The following is a 17,712-nucleotide window of genomic DNA, read 5'->3' on the forward strand; positions in this document are numbered from 1 at the left end:
AAGCGCGTGGCGCCAGACGCCACGCTGCTTCATCACAGCTTAAATGTCGACCAAACCGGGGCGTGATCCGACGGTTTTTCCATGCTGCGGATATCGTAATCGATGCCACTCTCAATGCAGCGCGAGGCAAGCGGTTGGCTTGCCAGCAGCAGATCAATGCGCAGACCACGGTTGTCGTCAAAGCCTTTCGAACGGTAGTCAAACCATGAGAAACGATCGTTGGTTTCCGGGAACTTAGCGCGCCAGGTATCAACTAAACCCCACTTTAGCAAGCGATCCATCCACTCGCGCTCCTCAGGCAGGAACGAGCATTTTCCGGTACGCAGCCAGCGTTTACGATTGTCTTCACCAATGCCGATGTCAAAATCGGTGCTGCTGATGTTCATGTCGCCCATGATCAATACCGGTTTATCCACGGCTAGCTGTTGCTCAAGATAGCTTTGCAGATCGCGATAAAACTTCTCTTTCGCCGGGAACTTGGTGGGATGGTCGCGGCTTTCACCCTGCGGAAAATAACCGTTGATCACCGTGATATCACCAATCGGACTCGGGATTACCGCCATGATCAAACGACGCTGTGCATCTTCCTCATCGCCAGGGAAACCACGGTAGACGTTGACAGGCTCAGCTTTGGTCAGCAGCGCGACGCCGTAATGACCTTTCTGTCCATGATAAAACACGTGATAACCCAGTTTGCTGACGTCTTCGAGCGGGAACATATCGTCATGCACTTTGGTTTCCTGCAAGCCGATGACATCGGGTTGATGCTGTTCAACCAGCGCGGCTAATTGATGAGGACGCGCACGCAAGCCGTTGATGTTGAAAGAGACAAATTTCATTTCGCTGCCATTTTTATCCGCAAAAGTATGGCGCGATGGTAACGAGTTTTTGGGCAAAAGTCATGGTGTGAATCAGGAGGTTACAACGATTAAAACAAGTGGGAAAAACAGGAGAATGGTATTGATGGTGGTGGGAGAAGGATTCGAACCTTCGAAGTCTGTGACGGCAGATTTACAGTCTGCTCCCTTTGGCCGCTCGGGAATCCCACCGGGGATATGACATATTGTGGCTTCAGGCAGAGACGATTCAGATGGTGGTGGGAGAAGGATTCGAACCTTCGAAGTCTGTGACGGCAGATTTACAGTCTGCTCCCTTTGGCCGCTCGGGAATCCCACCACTGGCCTGAATCATTGCGTCTTAAAGCGGGGCGCATCATAACAAATGCGCTCAGCCTGTAAAGCGCCGTCACTGAAAATAAAAACTGTTTGCCCACTTTTTATGCGTGGCGCTGAAGAGTTGTGCAGTTCAGCGCCGAAGTGGTTAAAGAATGATCGTGCGGTTGCCGTAAACGAACACGCGCTGGCCTAACACTTTATACAGCGCGCGGCTCAGCACATTCTTCTCAACGTCTCGTCCTGCACGCATCATCTCTTCTGCGGTGTAGCTATGATCGACGTTGATCACGTCCTGCATGATAATTGGACCTTCATCGAGGTTATCGTTCACGTAGTGCGCGGTGGCGCCGATGATTTTCACGCCGCGCTCATAAGCCTGATGATACGGACGCGCGCCAATGAACGCCGGCAAGAAGGAGTGGTGAATATTGATGATCTGGTTTGGATAACGTTGCACAAAGGCGGGCGTCAACACGCGCATATATTTTGCCAGCACCACGTAATCAGGCTGATAACGGTCAATTTCATCCGCCATGCGGTTGTCGTGCTCTTCACGCGTGTGGCCTTCGTGGCTCACCATCACAAACGGAATATCGAAACGTTCAACCAGTGAGCGCAGCGTTTCGTGGTTACCGATGACTGCAGCAATCTCCATATCCAGACCGCCAAACGCGCTTTTCATTAGCAGATCGCCCAGGCAATGCGCCTCTTTGGTCACCAGAATCACGACACGGCGACGACCGGCACTTTGCAGTTCACGCACTGAACCGACGGGCAGCGCGCTATCGAGATCGGCCAGCAAGGTGTTGTCGTTGAAAATGCCTTCCAGCTCGGTGCGCATGAAAAAGCGTCCGGTGCGGTGATCGACAAACTCATTGTTCTGCACAATGTTGAGTTCGTGCTTGTAGCAAATGTTGGTGATCTTGGCGATCAAACCTTTCGCATCAGGGCAAATGGTTCGTAAAACTTTTCGTTGGATGGTTTGCGCTTGCATCTCGATCAGAGTCCTGTCAAAGCGATGAATGGTAAAGCCGTTGTGTATCTGTCCAGATTACCCACAACATTTTTTGTATTTTTTATCGGCGCCACAAGGACAGCGATCGTTACGTCCCAACTCAGGCGTTGTTCCGTCGACATAGTACCAGCGTTGATCCTCGCGAAGAAAGCGCGAACATTCATAGATGGCTGAAGTGCGGCCTTTTTCGAGGTAACGCGCAAAAAACGTCACGAAGGCTTCATTCTCATGGCTTCCATGATTACAACGAGTTACATTCAAGCCCAGCCATTCAGTACCGGCAAAACTTTCGGATAATAACGTCTCAAGGTCGGCCACGCGTTTACTGGAGTGCCAGGTTTTCGCCAGCCACGCGGCATCTTTCACGACGTAGGCGGTGTAGCGTGAGCGCATTAATTGTTCCGCGCTGGACGGGTTCGCTTGGCCATTCAGAAAGGGTTGGCAACATACGCTATACTCCTTTCCGCTGCAGCAAGGGCACTTTTCAGACACGTCATCTCCTGGAAGTGATTAAAGTAAATTTAAGCGTGCGCTATGGTAGCCGACTGTCAGGCGTGATGCTACGTACCATGCCAATCATGAGGTGAGATGAGAAAGGTCAGGATTGGGCTGGCACTGGGTTCAGGTGCTGCCAAAGGTTGGTCCCACATCGGCGTGATCAATGCGCTGGAACGCGCAGGGATTGAAATCGATGTGGTGGCCGGATGTTCTGTTGGCGCGTTGGTCGGTTCGGCTTACGTGAATGGACGGCTGGGCGTGATGGAGAAGTGGGTGAGTGCATTCCGTTATTGGGATGTCATTCGATTAATGGACCTGTCGTGGCAGCGCGGTGGTTTATTGCGCGGCGACCGGGTGTTTAGCCACATCCGCCAGCTGATTCCCAACGACCTCATCGATGAGTGCGATAAGCCATTTGGCGTCGTCGCGACCAATCTCAGTACCGGACGAGAAGTGTGGTTGACCGAAGGCGATTTGCATCAAGCTGTGCGTGCGTCCTGTAGTATGCCAGGCTTATTGCCACCCATTGCTTACAATGGATACTGGTTGGTGGATGGCGCGGTGGTGAATCCCGTGCCGATCTCATTAACCCGCGCATTGGGTGCTGACATCGTTATCGCCGTGGATTTACAGCATGACGCACATCTGATGCAACAGGATTTATTGTCAGTTACGCCGCAGAGCGGTGAAGAAGCGGCGGCAGTAGAAGCGCTGAGCTGGGGAAAGAAACTGCGTCAACGCCTGATTGGCCTGACGCATCGCCGTGCTAATCAAACGCCGGGTGCGATGGAGATTATGTCGACATCTATCCAGGTTCTGGAAAATCGCCTGAAACGTAACCGCATGGCGGGCGATCCGCCGGATGTGCTGATTCAGCCGTTTTGTCCACAAATTTCCACACTGGACTTCCATCGTGCAGAAGAAGCCATTGCGGCTGGCAAGGCCGCCGTTGAGAAAAAAATGGATGAACTATTACCGCTGGTCCGTGGCAGATAGTCAGGTTGTTCATTCACAGGTGTTGCGACTTCAGCCAATTCTGAAAGGCGCAACGGCATTTTATGAACCACTATTGAATTATCTGGTACGCAGGGGGAGAGAATGGAAAAACCGCTAATCGGCAAAAAGATACTCATTGTCGAAGATGAGGTCGTTTTCCGTTCATTGATAGACAATTTATTAACCAGCTTAGGTGCAACAACGCTTGAGGCAGGTGATGGTGTTGATGGCTTAACCTTGTTGTCGGCGCAATCAGTGGATCTGGTTATTTGCGACCTTGAAATGCCGCGTATGGGCGGTATCCCGTTCGTTGAGCGTCTTCGCACGCGCGGCAACAATGTGCCCATTCTGATTATCTCCGCCACACAAAATATGGCGGACATCGCGCATGTGTTGCGTTTGGGCGTGCAGGACGTATTGCTAAAACCGCTCAAAAATATGGAACGTTTCCGTGAAGCGGTGTTTGAGTGTCTCTATCCATCAATGTTTACCTCCAAAGTCGAGGAGGATGAACAACTGTTTCAGGATTGGGATGCGCTGGTGAGCGATCCGCTGGCGGCATCTAAATTACTCAAACAGCTCCAGCCGCCGGTGCAGCAAACCATTGCCAATTGCCGTATCAATTACCGTCAGCTCACCATGGCGGAACAGCCGGGCTTAGTACTGGATATCGCGGCGCTATCAGATAACGATTTGGCATTCTATTGCCTTGATGTAACGCGCGCTGGCGATAATGGCGTGTTAGCCGCGCTGTTACTGCGCGCACTGTTTAATGGTTTGCTGCAGGAGCAGCTCTCCGGCCAGAAGCAGCGACTGCCTGAGTTGAATGGGCTGCTGCGTCAGGTCAACATGCTGTTAAGGCAGGCGAATCTCAGCGGGCAGTTCCCGTTGCTGGTGGGCTATTATCATCGCCAGTTAAAAAACCTAATCCTGGTTTCAGCAGGGCTCAACGCGACGTTGCATGTCAATACTCATCAAATCCAACTCAGTAATGGTGTGCCGCTTGGTACTATGGGCAGCACTCATCTTAATCAAATCAGCCAACGTGCCGACGCCTGGCAGTGTCATATTTGGGGCGCCGGAGGCAGGTTACGTTTGATGCTTTCAGCCGAAGAATAACCGGTTAGATTTAATTTTTCCGTGGGTTAAAGACAGGACCAGGAGCAAGCTTTACACTTGGGTAATAGTCCTAAATTCCGTGGATTAACTTCTTCCAGGATAATTCCACCTGATAGTAACTGATATACTCATTTCGTTTTTAAACCGACATATCAAGTATTAACTTGAACGGCCTATTAAGAGAGGTATTTTTGATGTCTGCCTATAAGACTAAAGTTAAAAAAGCGGTAATCCCAGTTGCAGGCCTCGGCACGCGTATGCTGCCTGCGACCAAAGCTATTCCAAAAGAGATGTTACCGTTGGTCGATAAGCCGTTGATCCAGTATGTCGTAAATGAGTGCATTGCAGCAGGCATTAACGAGATTGTGCTGGTTACGCACTCTTCTAAAAACGCCATCGAAAACCACTTTGATACCAGTTTTGAGCTGGAATCTATGCTGGAAAAACGTGTTAAGCGTCAGCTGCTGGACGAAATCCAGTCAATCTGCCCTCCACACGTCACCATCATGCAGGTTCGTCAGGGTATCGCGAAAGGTCTGGGCCACGCAGTAATGTGCGCACATCCGCTGATTGGTGATGAGCCGTTCGCTGTAATCCTGCCAGACGTAATCATCGACGAATACGAATCTGATCCAACCAAAGACAACCTGGCAGAGATGCTGGCTCGTTACGAAGAGAGCGGCCGCAGCCAGATCATGGTCGAGCCGGTTGCTGATGTAACCGCTTACGGTGTAGTTGATTGCCAGGGTGCTGAACTCTCTGCAGGTCAGAGCGCGCCAATGGTTGGCGTGGTTGAGAAGCCTAAAGCTTCAGAAGCCCCATCAAACCTGGCCGTTGTAGGACGTTACGTGTTGTCTGCTGAAATCTGGCCGCTGCTGGCGAAAACGCCTCCAGGCGCAGGTGGCGAAGTTCAGCTGACTGACTCCATTGCGATGCTGATGGAAAAAGAGACCGTTGAAGCTTATCACCTGAACGGTGTCAGCCATGACTGCGGTAACAAACTGGGTTACATGCAAGCGTTTGTTGAGTACGGCGTTCGCCATCCAGTGCTGGGTAAAGATTTCACCCAGTGGCTTGAAGGCGCGGTAGGCAACAAAAAGTAACTCAATAAACACAGGATAATTCAATGAAAGTCACTGTATTTGGTATCGGCTATGTCGGTCTGGTTCAGGCTGCGGTGTTGGCCGAAGTCGGACATGACGTTCTCTGCATTGATGTCGACGAAAAGAAAGTCGAGAACTTAAAGAAAGGCAATATTCCGATCTTTGAACCAGGCCTGACGCCGCTTGTTATGTCTAATTACGAGTCGGGTCGCCTGAAGTTCAGTACGAATGCGGAAGAAGGCGTTAATCATGGCGTGATGCAATTTATCGCCGTGGGTACGCCACCGGATGAAGACGGTTCTGCCGATCTGAAGTATGTGACTGCCGTTGCGCGCACGATTGCGCAGCACATGAACGATCACAAAGTTGTTATCGACAAATCTACTGTACCAGTGGGTACCGCAGATCGTGTGCGAGCGGTAATGACGGAAACCCTGCAAAAGCGTGATGCAAACATCGCCTTTGACGTGGTTTCAAACCCGGAATTCCTCAAAGAAGGTGCGGCAGTCAATGACTGCATGCGTCCTGAACGTATCGTTGTCGGTACCGATAATGATGAAGTGGTTGAGCTGTTACGCGAGCTGTACGAGCCGTTCAACCGTAATCATGATCGTATGATTTTGATGGATATCCGCAGTGCAGAGCTGACCAAATATGCGGCTAACTGCATGCTGGCAACCAAAATTAGCTTCATGAACGAGATCTCTAACCTGGCAGAACGTCTGGGAGCCGACGTTGAGAAAGTTCGCCAGGGTATTGGTTCAGATTCACGTATTGGTTATCACTTCATCTATCCAGGCTGCGGCTATGGCGGCTCTTGTTTCCCGAAAGACGTGCAGGCGCTGATTCGCACTGCTGAGTCAATTGGTTACACTCCGCGTCTACTGCAGGCGGTTGAAGACGTCAACGATTCGCAGAAGAACAAGCTGCCAACCTTTATTAAACGCCATTTTGGCGACGATCTGCGCGGCAAAACCTTTGCTCTGTGGGGACTGGCGTTCAAACCGAACACTGACGATATGCGTGAAGCCTCCAGCCGCGTGCTGATGGAGACGCTGTGGGAAGCAGGGGCAACGGTTCAGGCGTTCGACCCAGAAGCGATGGACGAAGCGCAACGCATTTACGGACATCGTAACGATCTGAAGTTGATGGGTACTAAGGAAGCCGCGCTGCAGGGTGCGGATGGCTTAGTGATCTGTACTGAGTGGCAAAACTTCCGTGCGCCAGACTTTGACGTCATCAAAAGTGCGTTAAAAGAACCCGTGATTTTTGATGGTCGTAACCTGTATGATCCTGAGCGTATCAGCAAGCGCGGTTTCAAGTACTATGCTATCGGCCGCGGAGCGTCAATTAAAATTGTAGAATAATGAGGGATGTATGAAGTTTCTGGTCACCGGCGCGGCAGGTTTTATTGGATTTCACGTCAGTCAGCGTTTGCTGGCCGCTGGTCACCAGGTTGTCGGTATCGATAACCTGAATGACTATTATGATGTCAGCCTGAAACAGGCTCGTTTAGACCAGAACACCCAACATCCTGATTTTATTTTCGTAAAAATGGACCTGGCGGATCGCCAGGCCATTTCCTCTTTATTCGCTGAGCATGCGTTTGAACGCGTTATTCATTTGGGCGCTCAAGCCGGCGTGCGTTATTCAATCGAAAATCCCCATGCTTATGCCGAAGCAAATTTGATCGGCCACCTCAATATTCTTGAAGGTTGCCGTCATCATAAAATTGGCCACCTTTTGTATGCCTCATCCAGTTCAGTTTATGGCCTGAATCGCAAAATGCCTTTTTCAACGGACGATTCCGTTGACCATCCGGTTTCACTTTACGCGGCCACAAAAAAAGCCAACGAATTGATGTCGCATACTTATTCACACCTTTATCAATTGCCCACTACGGGATTACGTTTCTTCACCGTGTATGGCCCATGGGGCCGTCCGGATATGGCATTGTTCAAATTTACACGCGCGATGTTAGCGGGTGAGCAAATTGACGTCTATAACAACGGACAAATGACGCGTGACTTTACGTATATCGATGATATTGCTGAAGCCATCGTGCGCTTGCAGGATGTGATTCCTCAACCGGATGAAAAGTGGACGGTGGAAGCAGGTTCTCCCGCCAGCAGCTCGGCTCCTTATCGCGTTTACAACATTGGTAATAGCCAGCCGACCAGCTTAATGACGTATATTGAGTCGCTGGAAAAAGCATTGGGCATTGAAGCGAAGAAAAATATGCTGCCCATGCAACCTGGCGACGTACTGGGCACCAGCGCTGACACGCAACCTTTGTACGACGCGATCAATTTCCGTCCTCAAACTAGCGTAGAGCAAGGTGTGCAGCATTTTGTTGATTGGTATCGCCGCTTCTATCAACAATAATTAAGCATGAAAAAAGGAAGCCATTGGCTTCCTTTTTCTTACCTGGTCAAAGTGAATTAGCGATGAACTAATTACAATGCTGAGCGCTGGAATGATTACAGTAGGAAATCGTCCAGTTGTTTACCTTGTTCTTCAATTGCTTTTTTAATCACAGCAGGAGTGCGGCCCTGGCCAGTCCAGGTACGGTTTTCACCGTTTTCATCAACGTAAGAATATTTAGCTGGACGCGCAGCGCGCTTAGCTTTGCCCGGAACTTTCGTTTCAGATAATGCCTGTAACAGATCATTTGGGTCAATACCATCGGCAATTAGCATCTCGCGGTATTGTTCGAGTTTGCGTGTGCGTTCTGCATTTTCCGCTTGTGCATGAGTATCATCTTCACGACGCTCATTGACCACAACTTCGAGTTTTTCTAGCATCTCTTCCAATGTTTCCAGAGAGCATTCCCGAGCTTGTGCGCGCAATGTACGGATATTATTAAGAATTTTAAGTGCTTCGCTCATTGTCCTAATCTCAAAATATAATAAATGGGAGTTGTTCTGCCGACTCATAATAATGGTGCAAAAAAATAACTGCAATAGCCAGATTTAAAAGCAAAACGTAAAAATAAAAAAGAAGGGCAAATTGATAACGCTCTTCAGAATATATTTACTTATTTGGTAATCTTTTCTAACTTGCTGACCAGACTGAACGCTGAACCTGACGCTTCGGCTTTAATTTAAATGAATAAAATATCGGCGTAATCGTTATTTTGTCAAAACGTGCTTTCTTTCTATAGTGACTGTGATATCCATCTTAATGGTGATGTTATTTTGAGCAGATGATAAAAATAATGCATCGCTACAGCTATACAGGTTTATGGTAAACTGCGCCGCAACAGATATAGGCTGCGATGAGATTTTCTAATGGCTCAACTTTATTTTTATTACTCTGCGATGAATGCGGGTAAATCAACGGCTTTGCTACAGTCTTCTTATAATTATCATGAACGTGGTATGCGATCGTTGGTTTATACCGCCGAGATCGACAACCGCTTTGGTGCAGGCAAAGTCAGTTCACGTATCGGGCTTTCGTCTCCTGCATTTTTATATAACGATGAGACAAAGCTCGATGAGGAAATAGCTGCAGAACATGCGAAGCAACCCGTGCATTGCGTGTTAGTCGATGAAAGCCAGTTCCTTACGCGCGAACAGGTCAAAGCATTATCTGATGTTGTCGACAATCTGGATATTCCGGTGCTTTGCTATGGCCTGCGCACCGATTTCCGTGGAGAGCTGTTTGTTGGCAGCCAATATTTACTGGCATGGGCGGATAAGCTGGTTGAGCTTAAAACCATCTGCCACTGTGGCAGAAAAGCCAGCATGGTGCTTCGTCTTGATGCTAAGGGTAAACCTTTCAGCGAAGGTGAGCAGGTGGTGATTGGTGGCAATGAGCGTTATATATCGGTCTGCCGTAAACACTATAAGCAGGCAATCGATGAGGGTTCACTTCAGGCGATATATGGCTCACAATCGCCGCAGGTTTAACTCATCAGCAAGCCATAAAAAAACCCGCCGTAGCGGGTTTTTTGTTTAAAGCGGTTTAGGCTTTTTTGGTTTTCTTGTCAATTTTCACTTCGGCTTTAACTTCTTGAGCATTCTCACTCAATGACTCAGAGAATTCACGACCGTAGAAGGTATCCAGCATGATTTGTTTTAACTCAGCAATCAGCGGATAGCGTGGGTTCGCACCGGTACATTGGTCATCGAATGCATCCTCAGCCAGTTTGTCCACTTTCGCGAGGAAATCAGCTTCCTGCACGCCCGCTTCGCGGATTGAGGTTGGGATGCCCAACTGCGTTTTCATCTCTTCAAGCCAGGCGAGCAGTTTTTCAATTTTCTGCGCGGTGCGGTCGCCAGCGGCGGAGAGTCCCAGATGGTCAGCAATCTCAGCATAACGACGACGTGCTTGTGGGCGGTCGTACTGGCTGAAAGCCGTTTGCTTAGTCGGGTTGTCATTGGCGTTATAGCGAATGACGTTTGAAATCAGCAGGGCGTTTGCCAGACCGTGTGGAATGTGGAACTCCGAGCCCAGTTTATGCGCCATTGAGTGACACACACCCAGGAAGGCGTTTGCGAACGCAATCCCCGCGATAGTTGCCGCATTGTGAACGCGTTCACGTGCTACCGGATTTTTTGCGCCATCGCGATAACTGGCTGGCAGGTTCTCTTTCAGCAGTTTCAGTGCTTGCAAGGCCTGGCCATCAGAATACTCATTCGCTAATACGGAGACATAGGCTTCGAGTGAGTGCGTTACCGCATCGAGGCCACCGAAGGCGCAAAGTGAACGCGGCATATCCATCACCAGGTTGGCATCAACTATGGCCATATCTGGCGTCAGCGCATAATCCGCTAATGGATATTTCTGGCCGGTCGCATCGTCCGTTACCACGGCAAACGGCGTTACCTCAGAACCCGTACCGGAAGTGGTAGTGATGGCAACCATACGCGCTTTAACACCCATTTTCGGGAACTTATAGATGCGTTTACGGATGTCCATAAAGCGCAGTGCCAGCTCTTCGAAATGCGTCTCAGGATGTTCGTACATCACCCACATGATTTTTGCTGCATCCATCGGTGAACCACCACCGAGTGCGATAATTACATCAGGTTTAAAGCTGTTCATCTGCTCTGCACCTTTACGGACGATGCTCAGCGTTGGGTCAGCTTCTACTTCGAAGAAGACTTCGGTTTCAATACCGTGAGATTTCAGTACGCGAGTCACCTGATCGGCATAGCCATTATTGAACAGGAAGCGGTCGGTAACGATAAAGGCGCGTTTGGCACCATCAGTTGCCACTTCTTCCAGAGCAATCGGCAGTGAGCCGCGACGGAAGTAAATAGACTTCGGAAGTTTATGCCACAACATATTCTCAGCTCGCTTGGCCACGGTTTTCTTGTTGATGAGATGTTTTGGTCCTACGTTTTCAGAAATAGAGTTACCGCCCCACGAACCACAGCCCAACGTCAGTGATGGAGCCAACTTGAAGTTGTACAGGTCACCGATACCGCCTTGTGACGCCGGCGTGTTAATCAGAATACGCGCGGTCTTCATTTTGTCGCCGAAGTAGTGCACACGCTCAATCTGATTATCCTGATCGGTATACAGACATGAGGTGTGGCCGATACCGCCCATGGTTACCAGTTTTTCAGCTTTATCGACCGCGTCGTGGTAATCCTTCGCCCGGTACATCGCTAAGGTTGGCGAGAGTTTTTCATGCGCGAAAGGCTCTGATTCATCAACCAGTTTCACTTCACCAATCAGAATCTTGGTGGTTGCCGGCACGCTAATTCCCGCCAATTCGGCAATCTTAGTCGCCGGCTGGCCGACAATCGCCGCATTCAGCGCGCCATTCTTCAGAATGATATCCTGAATCGCTTTAAGCTCTTTACCTTGCAGCAGATAGCCGCCGTGGCTGGCAAAACGCTCACGTACCGCATCATAAGCCGAATCAACCACAATTACGGATTGCTCAGACGCACAAATCACACCGTTATCGAAGGTCTTCGACATCAGGATGGATGCGACAGCGCGTTTGATATCCGCTGTTTCATCAATTACGACTGGCGTGTTACCGGCACCAACACCAATTGCGGGCTTACCGGAACTGTAAGCGGCTTTGACCATGCCCGGACCGCCGGTTGCAAGGATCAGGTTGATATCAGGGTGATGCATTAACTGATTAGAAAGTTCGACGGATGGGGTGTCGATCCAGCCGATGATATCTTTTGGCGCACCCGCCGCAATCGCTGCCTGCAGCACAATGTCAGCGGCTTTGTTAGTGGCATCTTTCGCACGTGGATGCGGAGAGAAGATAATGCCGTTACGGGTTTTCAGGCTGATCAGTGCTTTGAAAATCGCCGTAGAAGTTGGGTTGGTGGTAGGAACGATGCCGCAGATCAGGCCAATCGGTTCAGCAATAGTAATCGTGCCGAAGGTGTCATCAGTGGCGAGAATACCGCAGGTTTTTTCATCTTTATAAGCGTTATAGATGTATTCAGAAGCAAAGTGGTTCTTGATGACTTTATCTTCAACAATACCCATACCTGATTCGGCAACGGCCAGCTTGGCCAGTGGAATTCGTGCGTCTGCAGCGGCGAGGGCGGCAGCGCGGAAGATTGCATCAACTTGTTCCTGACTAAAATTAGCGTACTCACGCTGTGCCTTTTTTACACGTTCAACCAGTGCATTAAGTTCGGCAACATTAGTAACGGCCATAGTGCTCTCCTGAAGGAAGTTAAACTCTTTTAGTAAACAAGCCTGAATCCAGAAGTATAGTCACGCTATGCTTATATATTGGGCAGGTTGGCGTCTGTTTTGCCGTTGCTTACTAAAAGGGTTTCCTGGTCAAGATACTTAAGCGTCAGGAAGTTGTTTCGACGGGGTAAGATTACCCCTGATGAGGTAGGTAAATTTTGATGCAGATCAATCCGGATCTAAGCTGACACCTTTCAGCACTAACTTTCGCAAGTAAAGTTAGCGCGATGTGCCACATATTCTGCACGCATCGGCTGCATCGCAATAACCAACGGTTAACAGCAGTTGAAAAAACTGGCTCAAAGCCAGACGGATAGCATAAATTTCTGCCGCCACCTCTGGTTTTTCGCCCGGCTTATGCACTACATTAAGCGCGCTTTTCTACTCAGACTTTACCGGAGCCTACTTTGAATCCCGTGCTACTCGATCTTTCCGGCTACATTAAGTTTTTTGTCGGTTTGTTTGCCCTGGTAAATCCGGTAGGTATCATCCCGGTCTTTATCAGCATGACCAGCTATCAGGCGGTGGTTGAACGTAATAAAACCAATCTTACCGCCAACCTGGCCGTGGCCATCATCCTCTGGACGTCACTGTTTCTTGGCGATGGCATCCTGCATCTGTTTGGCATTTCGATAGATTCATTCCGTATTGCTGGCGGTATTCTGGTGGTCACTATCGCGATGTCGATGATCAGCGGAAAACTGGGTGAGGATAAGCAGAACAAGCAGGAGAAGTCAGAGAGCGCTATTCGCGAAAGCATTGGCGTGGTACCGCTAGCGTTACCGTTAATGGCTGGTCCCGGTGCAATTAGTTCAACCATTGTCTGGAGTACGCGTTATCACAGCTGGCAGAACTTAATTGGTTTTAGTATCGCGATTGCCATTTTCGCCTTTTGCTGTTGGCTGCTGTTCCGCGCAGCACCGTTGATGGTGCGGGTGCTTGGACAAACCGGGATTAACGTGATTACCCGTATTATGGGCTTGTTGTTAATGGCGTTGGGCATCGAGTTTATTGTTACAGGTATGAAATCTATTTTTCCTGGTTTGCTGAATTAAACGAAGTTATTTTTTTCTTTTAAGAGATTTCACGATCCAAAATGGTGCATATCTTCATTTTATTGCACCATTTTGGTTAATTTATTCATTAGCCTTAACTGCAAACGTCCAGCATCACTTTTACTACTATCCTCATCCCATCCGAGTAAAACCTCACACTAAACTGTGATAATCGTCACAGATAATTGTTCTGCACATATCTTTGAAATTAGCATTTGAGAAAAGTTGATAAGTTAATCGATGACTCTTTATGCGGATAATGGCTAATTTTATAGTCGAATTCGTAAAAATCATATTGAAAGAACAATAACGAGTAAATTACATGCAGTTATCCTACAAATAACTTTAAAATCACTTGGTTAATCGATAATTCAATAAAAGAATTAACACTTTTCCTACTCACCCGAACGTGATAAAAGAGAATCTGCTAACATTTTTGCAGTTTAGCTTTGGCGTGCGGGCATCTGTTCTGATAATTTTCGGCACATCACAAATTTTTTATATGATAGTGACAAATGTGTACGCTTCTTGCTTACAGGCTATCAGGCTTATGATTAAGGTTGATATTTGTTGATGAAATGCATGGTAGCGAAAACGGCAGTACGTTCAGTGCTTGCCCTCTGCCTTACAGGCGCACTGGCAGCAAGCCAGGCAGCCCAAATTCCCGCGGGCACGCAATTATCTGAATTACAGCGTATCGTGATTAATAATGGCAGTGAGGTGGCAACGCTTGATCCGCAGAAAGCAGAAGGCGTGCCGGAATCCAATGTCATGCGTAATTTACTGGAAGGCCTGGTTGAAACCGATAATAACGGTCAACTCGTCCCCGGTGTCGCTAAGCAATGGCAAAGCGAAGAAGGGCGCATCTGGATTTTCACGCTGCGTGACGATGCGCGCTGGAGTAACGGCCAGCCTGTTACTGCTCAGGATTTCGTCTACAGCTGGCAGCGCCTGGCCGATCCTAAAACAGCTTCGCCTTACGCCAGCTACTTACAGGCTGCGCATGTGGCGAACGTTGACGCCGTTCTGTCTGGCAAAGCCGCACCCTCTGAACTCGGCGTTAAAGCCCTCGACGATCGTCATCTGCAAGTCACCCTTTCTGAACCCGTTCCCTACTTTGTTGCCATGCTGGCTCACAGCGCGATGAAACCGGTCTATCGTCCGGCGATAGAGCAGTGGGGCGAGCAGTGGACACAGCCGCAACACTATGTTGGCAATGGCGCTTTTACACTCGCGGAGTGGGTGGTAAATGAAAAAATCGTGGTGAAACGCAATCCACAGTATTGGGATAATGCCCACACGGTGATAGAAGAGGGCGTATTTTTACCGCTCTCCTCAGAGAACAGCGATATCAACCGCTATCGCAGCGGTGGCACCGATATGACCAACAGCGTGGTGCCGCCGGAAATGTTCAAAAAGTTACAGCAGGATCTCGGCGATGAGGTCAAAATTAGCCCACTGCTGTGCACCTTCTATTACGAAATTAATAACAAAAAAGCGCCATTCGATGACGCGCGCGTACGCGCCGCGCTAAAGTTAACCCTCGATCGCGACATCATTGCGCAGAAGATCATGGGCCAGGGCCAGATTCCTGCCTACGGATTGACGCCGCCGTTTACCCACGGTATCACGCTTTCCCCACCGGCCTGGGCGCAACAAACGCAGTCCGAGCGTAATGCCAGCGCCAAACAGTTATTAGCCGATGCCGGCTTTAATCAGCAAAACCCGCTGCGTTTTACGCTGCTGTACAACACCTCCGAACAAAACAAGCGACAGGCGATTGCTGCGGCCTCGATGTGGCAAAAAAATTTGGGGGCGGTGGTTACATTGCAGAACCAGGAGTGGAAAACGCTGCTGGAGACGCGCCATCAGGCGCAGTATGACGTGGTGCGCGCCACATGGTGCGCAGATTACAACGAACCTTCTACCTTCCTGAATATGCTGTTGAGCAGTTCATCCAATAACACCGCGTTTTACCACAGCCCGGCGTTTGACCAGTTGATGAAGCAAACATTAACCAGCGCAGACGAAGCAAAGCGCGCCTCGCTTTATCAGCAGGCGGAAGCGCAACTCGATAAAGACTCGCCAATCGTACCTGTCTATTACCGCGTTAGCGTGCGGTTGGTAAAACCCTGGGTGGGCGGTTTTACCGGCAAGGATCCGCAGGACATGCTGGCGTTGAAATACTATTACATAAAGAAACATTGAGTAATGGGCCGATCCGGCGCTACAGTCGGGCGACACTTTACCGTGGTAAACCCTGAAGGGTGATTAGGGTCTTCGTTCAGACACGCGAAGATCACCTGGAAACGGGGTACGCCGGGCGTTAAATCGACCCGGTAAAGATAATAAAACTGGAGCGTAATAATGAACAACATCACAAAAAAAAGCCTGATTGCCGCGGGCGTATCAGCCGCAATCGGCGCGCTGGCAGGGAATGCCGCGCTGGCAGCAACAGTGCCAGCAGGCGTTGAATTGGCAGCAAAACAGGAACTGGTTCGCGGTAACGGCGATGAAGTACAGTCGCTGGATCCCCACAAGATTGAAGGTGTACCCGAAGACAACATCGCGCGTGACCTGTATGAAGGTTTAATCACCAGCGACAGCGATGGCAAACCGGTACCGGGCGTGGCAGAAAGCTGGGAAAACAAAGATTTCAAAGTCTGGACTTTCCACCTGCGCAAGAACGCAAAATGGTCCAACGGTGAGCCGGTTACTGCACAAGATTTCGTATATAGCTGGCAGCGCCTGGTCGATCCGAAAACCGCATCGCCTTATGCCAGCTATCCGCAATACGGCCACATCGTCAATGTTGACGACATCATCGCCGGTAAAAAGCCAACTTCCGAGCTGGGCGTAAAAGCCATCGACGATCACACGCTGGAAGTGACGCTGAGCGAGCCCGTGCCGTACTTCTATAAACTGCTGATCAACTCCGTGATGTCTCCGGTGTATAAGCCGGCGATCGACAAATTTGGCGATCAGTGGACTCAACCGCAAAACTGGGTCGGTAACGGCGCCTTTAAACTTGAATCGCACGTGATCAACGAACGCGTAACGCTGGTGCGTAACCCGCAGTATTGGGATAACGAGCACACCGTGCTGAACAAAGTCACCTTCCTGCCAATTAACTCCGAAGTCAGCGACGTTAACCGTTACTTCTCTGAGAACGGCAGCGATATCACTTACAACAACATGCCTATCGAGCTGTTCAAAAAACTGCAGCGGGACAACGGCAAAGAGTTGATGGTCAAGCCATACCTGTGCACCTATTACTACGAAATCAATAACCAGAAAGCGCCATTCACCGATCCACGCGTGCGTACCGCGCTGAAACTCGGTCTGGATCGCGACATCATGGTGAACAAGGTTCTGGCACAAGGTCAGCAACCGGCTTACAGCTTCACCCCGCCAGCCACCGATGGCATGGAACTGCTGCCGCCGGATTGGTTCAAGTGGGATCAGAACAAGCGTAACGAAGAAGCGAAAAAGCTGCTGGCTGAAGCGGGTTACACCGCGGATAAACCGCTGACCTTCAACCTGCTGTACAACACCTCCGATCTGCACAAGAAACTGGCGATCGCGGCCTCTTCTATCTGGAAGAAAAACATCGGCGTGAACATCAAGTTGGAAAACCAGGAGTGGAAAACCTTCCTCGACACGCGTCATCAGGGCAACTTTGATGTCTCTCGTGCGGCATGGTGTGCGGATTACAACGAACCGACTTCATTCCTGAACATCATGCTGTCTGACAGCAGCAGTAACACCTCGCATTACAAAAGCGCTGACTTCGATAAAGTTATTCACGATGCGGTGAAAGCCACAGACGATAAAGCGCGCGTAGCGGATTATCAGAAAGCTGAGCAGATTCTGGATAAAGACAGCACCATCGTACCGGTTTACTACTACGTCAATGCGCGTTTGGTGAAACCTTACGTGGGCGGTTACACCGGCAACGATCCGCTGGATAAAACCGTCGATAAAAACCTGTATATCATTAAGCATTAATAGCACTCAGGCTATCGACAGTGGCGGTGCTGCGGCACCGCCTTTTTACTTTGTGAAGCAAC

The 17,712-nt window shown here is 49.6% G+C and carries 14 protein-coding genes and 2 tRNA genes; 9 read left to right on the forward strand and 7 right to left on the reverse strand.

Annotated features, from left to right (window positions below; genetic code table 11):
• Nucleotides 1–32: 32 nt before the first annotated feature.
• The 5 genes from xthA to PZBJ_RS21730 all read right to left on the reverse strand — a co-directional run bounded on the left by xthA (nucleotide 33) and on the right by PZBJ_RS21730 (nucleotide 2,682).
• Complete coding sequence (gene xthA / locus PZBJ_RS21710; protein WP_101764235.1) at nucleotides 33–839, reverse strand: exodeoxyribonuclease III; 807 nt, start codon at nucleotides 837–839, stop codon at nucleotides 33–35.
• 125 nt (nucleotides 840–964) lie between these two features.
• Nucleotides 965–1,049: transfer RNA gene (locus tag PZBJ_RS21715), tRNA-Tyr, on the reverse strand.
• A gap of 42 nt (nucleotides 1,050–1,091) precedes the next feature.
• A tRNA-Tyr gene (locus PZBJ_RS21720) sits at nucleotides 1,092–1,176 on the reverse strand.
• Nucleotides 1,177–1,320: 144 nt separating this feature from the next.
• Entirely contained in the window at nucleotides 1,321–2,169 is an 849-nt protein-coding gene (purU, locus tag PZBJ_RS21725; protein WP_101764236.1) for a formyltetrahydrofolate deformylase, read from the reverse strand.
• Nucleotides 2,170–2,226: 57 nt separating this feature from the next.
• Nucleotides 2,227–2,682, reverse strand: a complete 456-nt coding sequence (locus PZBJ_RS21730; protein WP_101764237.1) for a YchJ family metal-binding protein — start codon at nucleotides 2,680–2,682, stop codon at nucleotides 2,227–2,229.
• A 96-nt stretch (nucleotides 2,683–2,778) separates the two neighbouring features.
• Here PZBJ_RS21730 and rssA point away from each other — a divergent pair, with 96 nt between their 5' ends.
• The 5 genes from rssA to PZBJ_RS21755 all read left to right on the forward strand — a co-directional run bounded on the left by rssA (nucleotide 2,779) and on the right by PZBJ_RS21755 (nucleotide 8,291).
• Nucleotides 2,779–3,684, forward strand: a complete 906-nt coding sequence (rssA, locus tag PZBJ_RS21735; protein ID WP_101764238.1) for a patatin-like phospholipase RssA — start codon at nucleotides 2,779–2,781, stop codon at nucleotides 3,682–3,684.
• 102 nt (nucleotides 3,685–3,786) lie between these two features.
• Complete coding sequence (gene rssB / locus PZBJ_RS21740; protein ID WP_101764239.1) at nucleotides 3,787–4,803, forward strand: two-component system response regulator RssB; 1,017 nt, start codon at nucleotides 3,787–3,789, stop codon at nucleotides 4,801–4,803.
• A 194-nt stretch (nucleotides 4,804–4,997) separates the two neighbouring features.
• Entirely contained in the window at nucleotides 4,998–5,906 is a 909-nt protein-coding gene (gene galU / locus PZBJ_RS21745; protein ID WP_101764240.1) for a UTP--glucose-1-phosphate uridylyltransferase GalU, read from the forward strand.
• Nucleotides 5,907–5,929: 23 nt separating this feature from the next.
• On the forward strand, nucleotides 5,930–7,273 hold the full coding sequence (locus PZBJ_RS21750) for a UDP-glucose dehydrogenase family protein (protein ID WP_101764241.1): 1,344 nt from the start codon (nucleotides 5,930–5,932) through the stop codon (nucleotides 7,271–7,273).
• A gap of 10 nt (nucleotides 7,274–7,283) precedes the next feature.
• On the forward strand, nucleotides 7,284–8,291 hold the full coding sequence (locus PZBJ_RS21755) for an NAD-dependent epimerase (protein ID WP_101764242.1): 1,008 nt from the start codon (nucleotides 7,284–7,286) through the stop codon (nucleotides 8,289–8,291).
• Nucleotides 8,292–8,386: 95 nt separating this feature from the next.
• On the opposite strand, the gene hns is transcribed toward PZBJ_RS21755, so the two are convergent.
• Nucleotides 8,387–8,794 (reverse strand): histone-like nucleoid-structuring protein H-NS, encoded by a 408-nt coding sequence (hns, locus tag PZBJ_RS21760; protein ID WP_101764243.1) that lies wholly within the window; start codon nucleotides 8,792–8,794, stop codon nucleotides 8,387–8,389.
• Between the two features lie 402 nt (nucleotides 8,795–9,196).
• Between hns and tdk the strand changes: the two genes are divergently transcribed.
• Nucleotides 9,197–9,817, forward strand: a complete 621-nt coding sequence (gene tdk, locus PZBJ_RS21765; protein WP_101764244.1) for a thymidine kinase — start codon at nucleotides 9,197–9,199, stop codon at nucleotides 9,815–9,817.
• 55 nt (nucleotides 9,818–9,872) lie between these two features.
• Here tdk and adhE read toward each other — a convergent pair whose 3' ends face one another.
• Nucleotides 9,873–12,548: a bifunctional acetaldehyde-CoA/alcohol dehydrogenase gene (gene adhE, locus PZBJ_RS21770; RefSeq protein WP_101764245.1), complete on the reverse strand. Its 2,676-nt coding sequence runs from the start codon at nucleotides 12,546–12,548 to the stop codon at nucleotides 9,873–9,875.
• Between the two features lie 446 nt (nucleotides 12,549–12,994).
• On the opposite strand from adhE, the gene PZBJ_RS21775 reads away from it, so the two are divergent.
• From PZBJ_RS21775 to oppA, 3 genes are all read left to right on the forward strand, one after another.
• Nucleotides 12,995–13,642: a YchE family NAAT transporter gene (locus PZBJ_RS21775; protein WP_008106584.1), complete on the forward strand. Its 648-nt coding sequence runs from the start codon at nucleotides 12,995–12,997 to the stop codon at nucleotides 13,640–13,642.
• Between the two features lie 573 nt (nucleotides 13,643–14,215).
• On the forward strand, nucleotides 14,216–15,850 hold the full coding sequence (locus PZBJ_RS21780) for an ABC transporter substrate-binding protein (RefSeq protein WP_101764246.1): 1,635 nt from the start codon (nucleotides 14,216–14,218) through the stop codon (nucleotides 15,848–15,850).
• A 159-nt stretch (nucleotides 15,851–16,009) separates the two neighbouring features.
• Nucleotides 16,010–17,650, forward strand: a complete 1,641-nt coding sequence (oppA, locus tag PZBJ_RS21785; protein WP_101764247.1) for an oligopeptide ABC transporter substrate-binding protein OppA — start codon at nucleotides 16,010–16,012, stop codon at nucleotides 17,648–17,650.
• The last annotated feature ends 62 nt before the right edge of the window (nucleotides 17,651–17,712 follow it).

The organism is Pantoea endophytica, from assembly GCF_002858935.1.
In the GTDB taxonomy this organism is placed as follows: domain Bacteria; phylum Pseudomonadota; class Gammaproteobacteria; order Enterobacterales; family Enterobacteriaceae; genus Pantoea; species Pantoea leporis.

Excerpts from the sequence above, each read along its gene's own strand:
- hns (WP_101764243.1), bottom strand. The coding sequence starts at position 8,794 with ATGAGCGAAGCACTTAAAATTCTTAATAATATCCGTACATTGCGCGCA.
- adhE (WP_101764245.1), bottom strand. The coding sequence starts at position 12,548 with ATGGCCGTTACTAATGTTGCCGAACTTAATGCACTGGTTGAACGTGTA.
- purU (WP_101764236.1), bottom strand. The coding sequence starts at position 2,169 with ATGCAAGCGCAAACCATCCAACGAAAAGTTTTACGAACCATTTGCCCT.
- galU (WP_101764240.1), top strand. The coding sequence starts at position 4,998 with ATGTCTGCCTATAAGACTAAAGTTAAAAAAGCGGTAATCCCAGTTGCA.
- oppA (WP_101764247.1), top strand. The coding sequence starts at position 16,010 with ATGAACAACATCACAAAAAAAAGCCTGATTGCCGCGGGCGTATCAGCC.
- PZBJ_RS21755 (WP_101764242.1), top strand. The coding sequence starts at position 7,284 with ATGAAGTTTCTGGTCACCGGCGCGGCAGGTTTTATTGGATTTCACGTC.
- rssA (WP_101764238.1), top strand. The coding sequence starts at position 2,779 with ATGAGAAAGGTCAGGATTGGGCTGGCACTGGGTTCAGGTGCTGCCAAA.
- rssB (WP_101764239.1), top strand. The coding sequence starts at position 3,787 with ATGGAAAAACCGCTAATCGGCAAAAAGATACTCATTGTCGAAGATGAG.
- PZBJ_RS21780 (WP_101764246.1), top strand. The coding sequence starts at position 14,216 with ATGAAATGCATGGTAGCGAAAACGGCAGTACGTTCAGTGCTTGCCCTC.
- xthA (WP_101764235.1), bottom strand. The coding sequence starts at position 839 with ATGAAATTTGTCTCTTTCAACATCAACGGCTTGCGTGCGCGTCCTCAT.
- PZBJ_RS21750 (WP_101764241.1), top strand. The coding sequence starts at position 5,930 with ATGAAAGTCACTGTATTTGGTATCGGCTATGTCGGTCTGGTTCAGGCT.
- tdk (WP_101764244.1), top strand. The coding sequence starts at position 9,197 with ATGGCTCAACTTTATTTTTATTACTCTGCGATGAATGCGGGTAAATCA.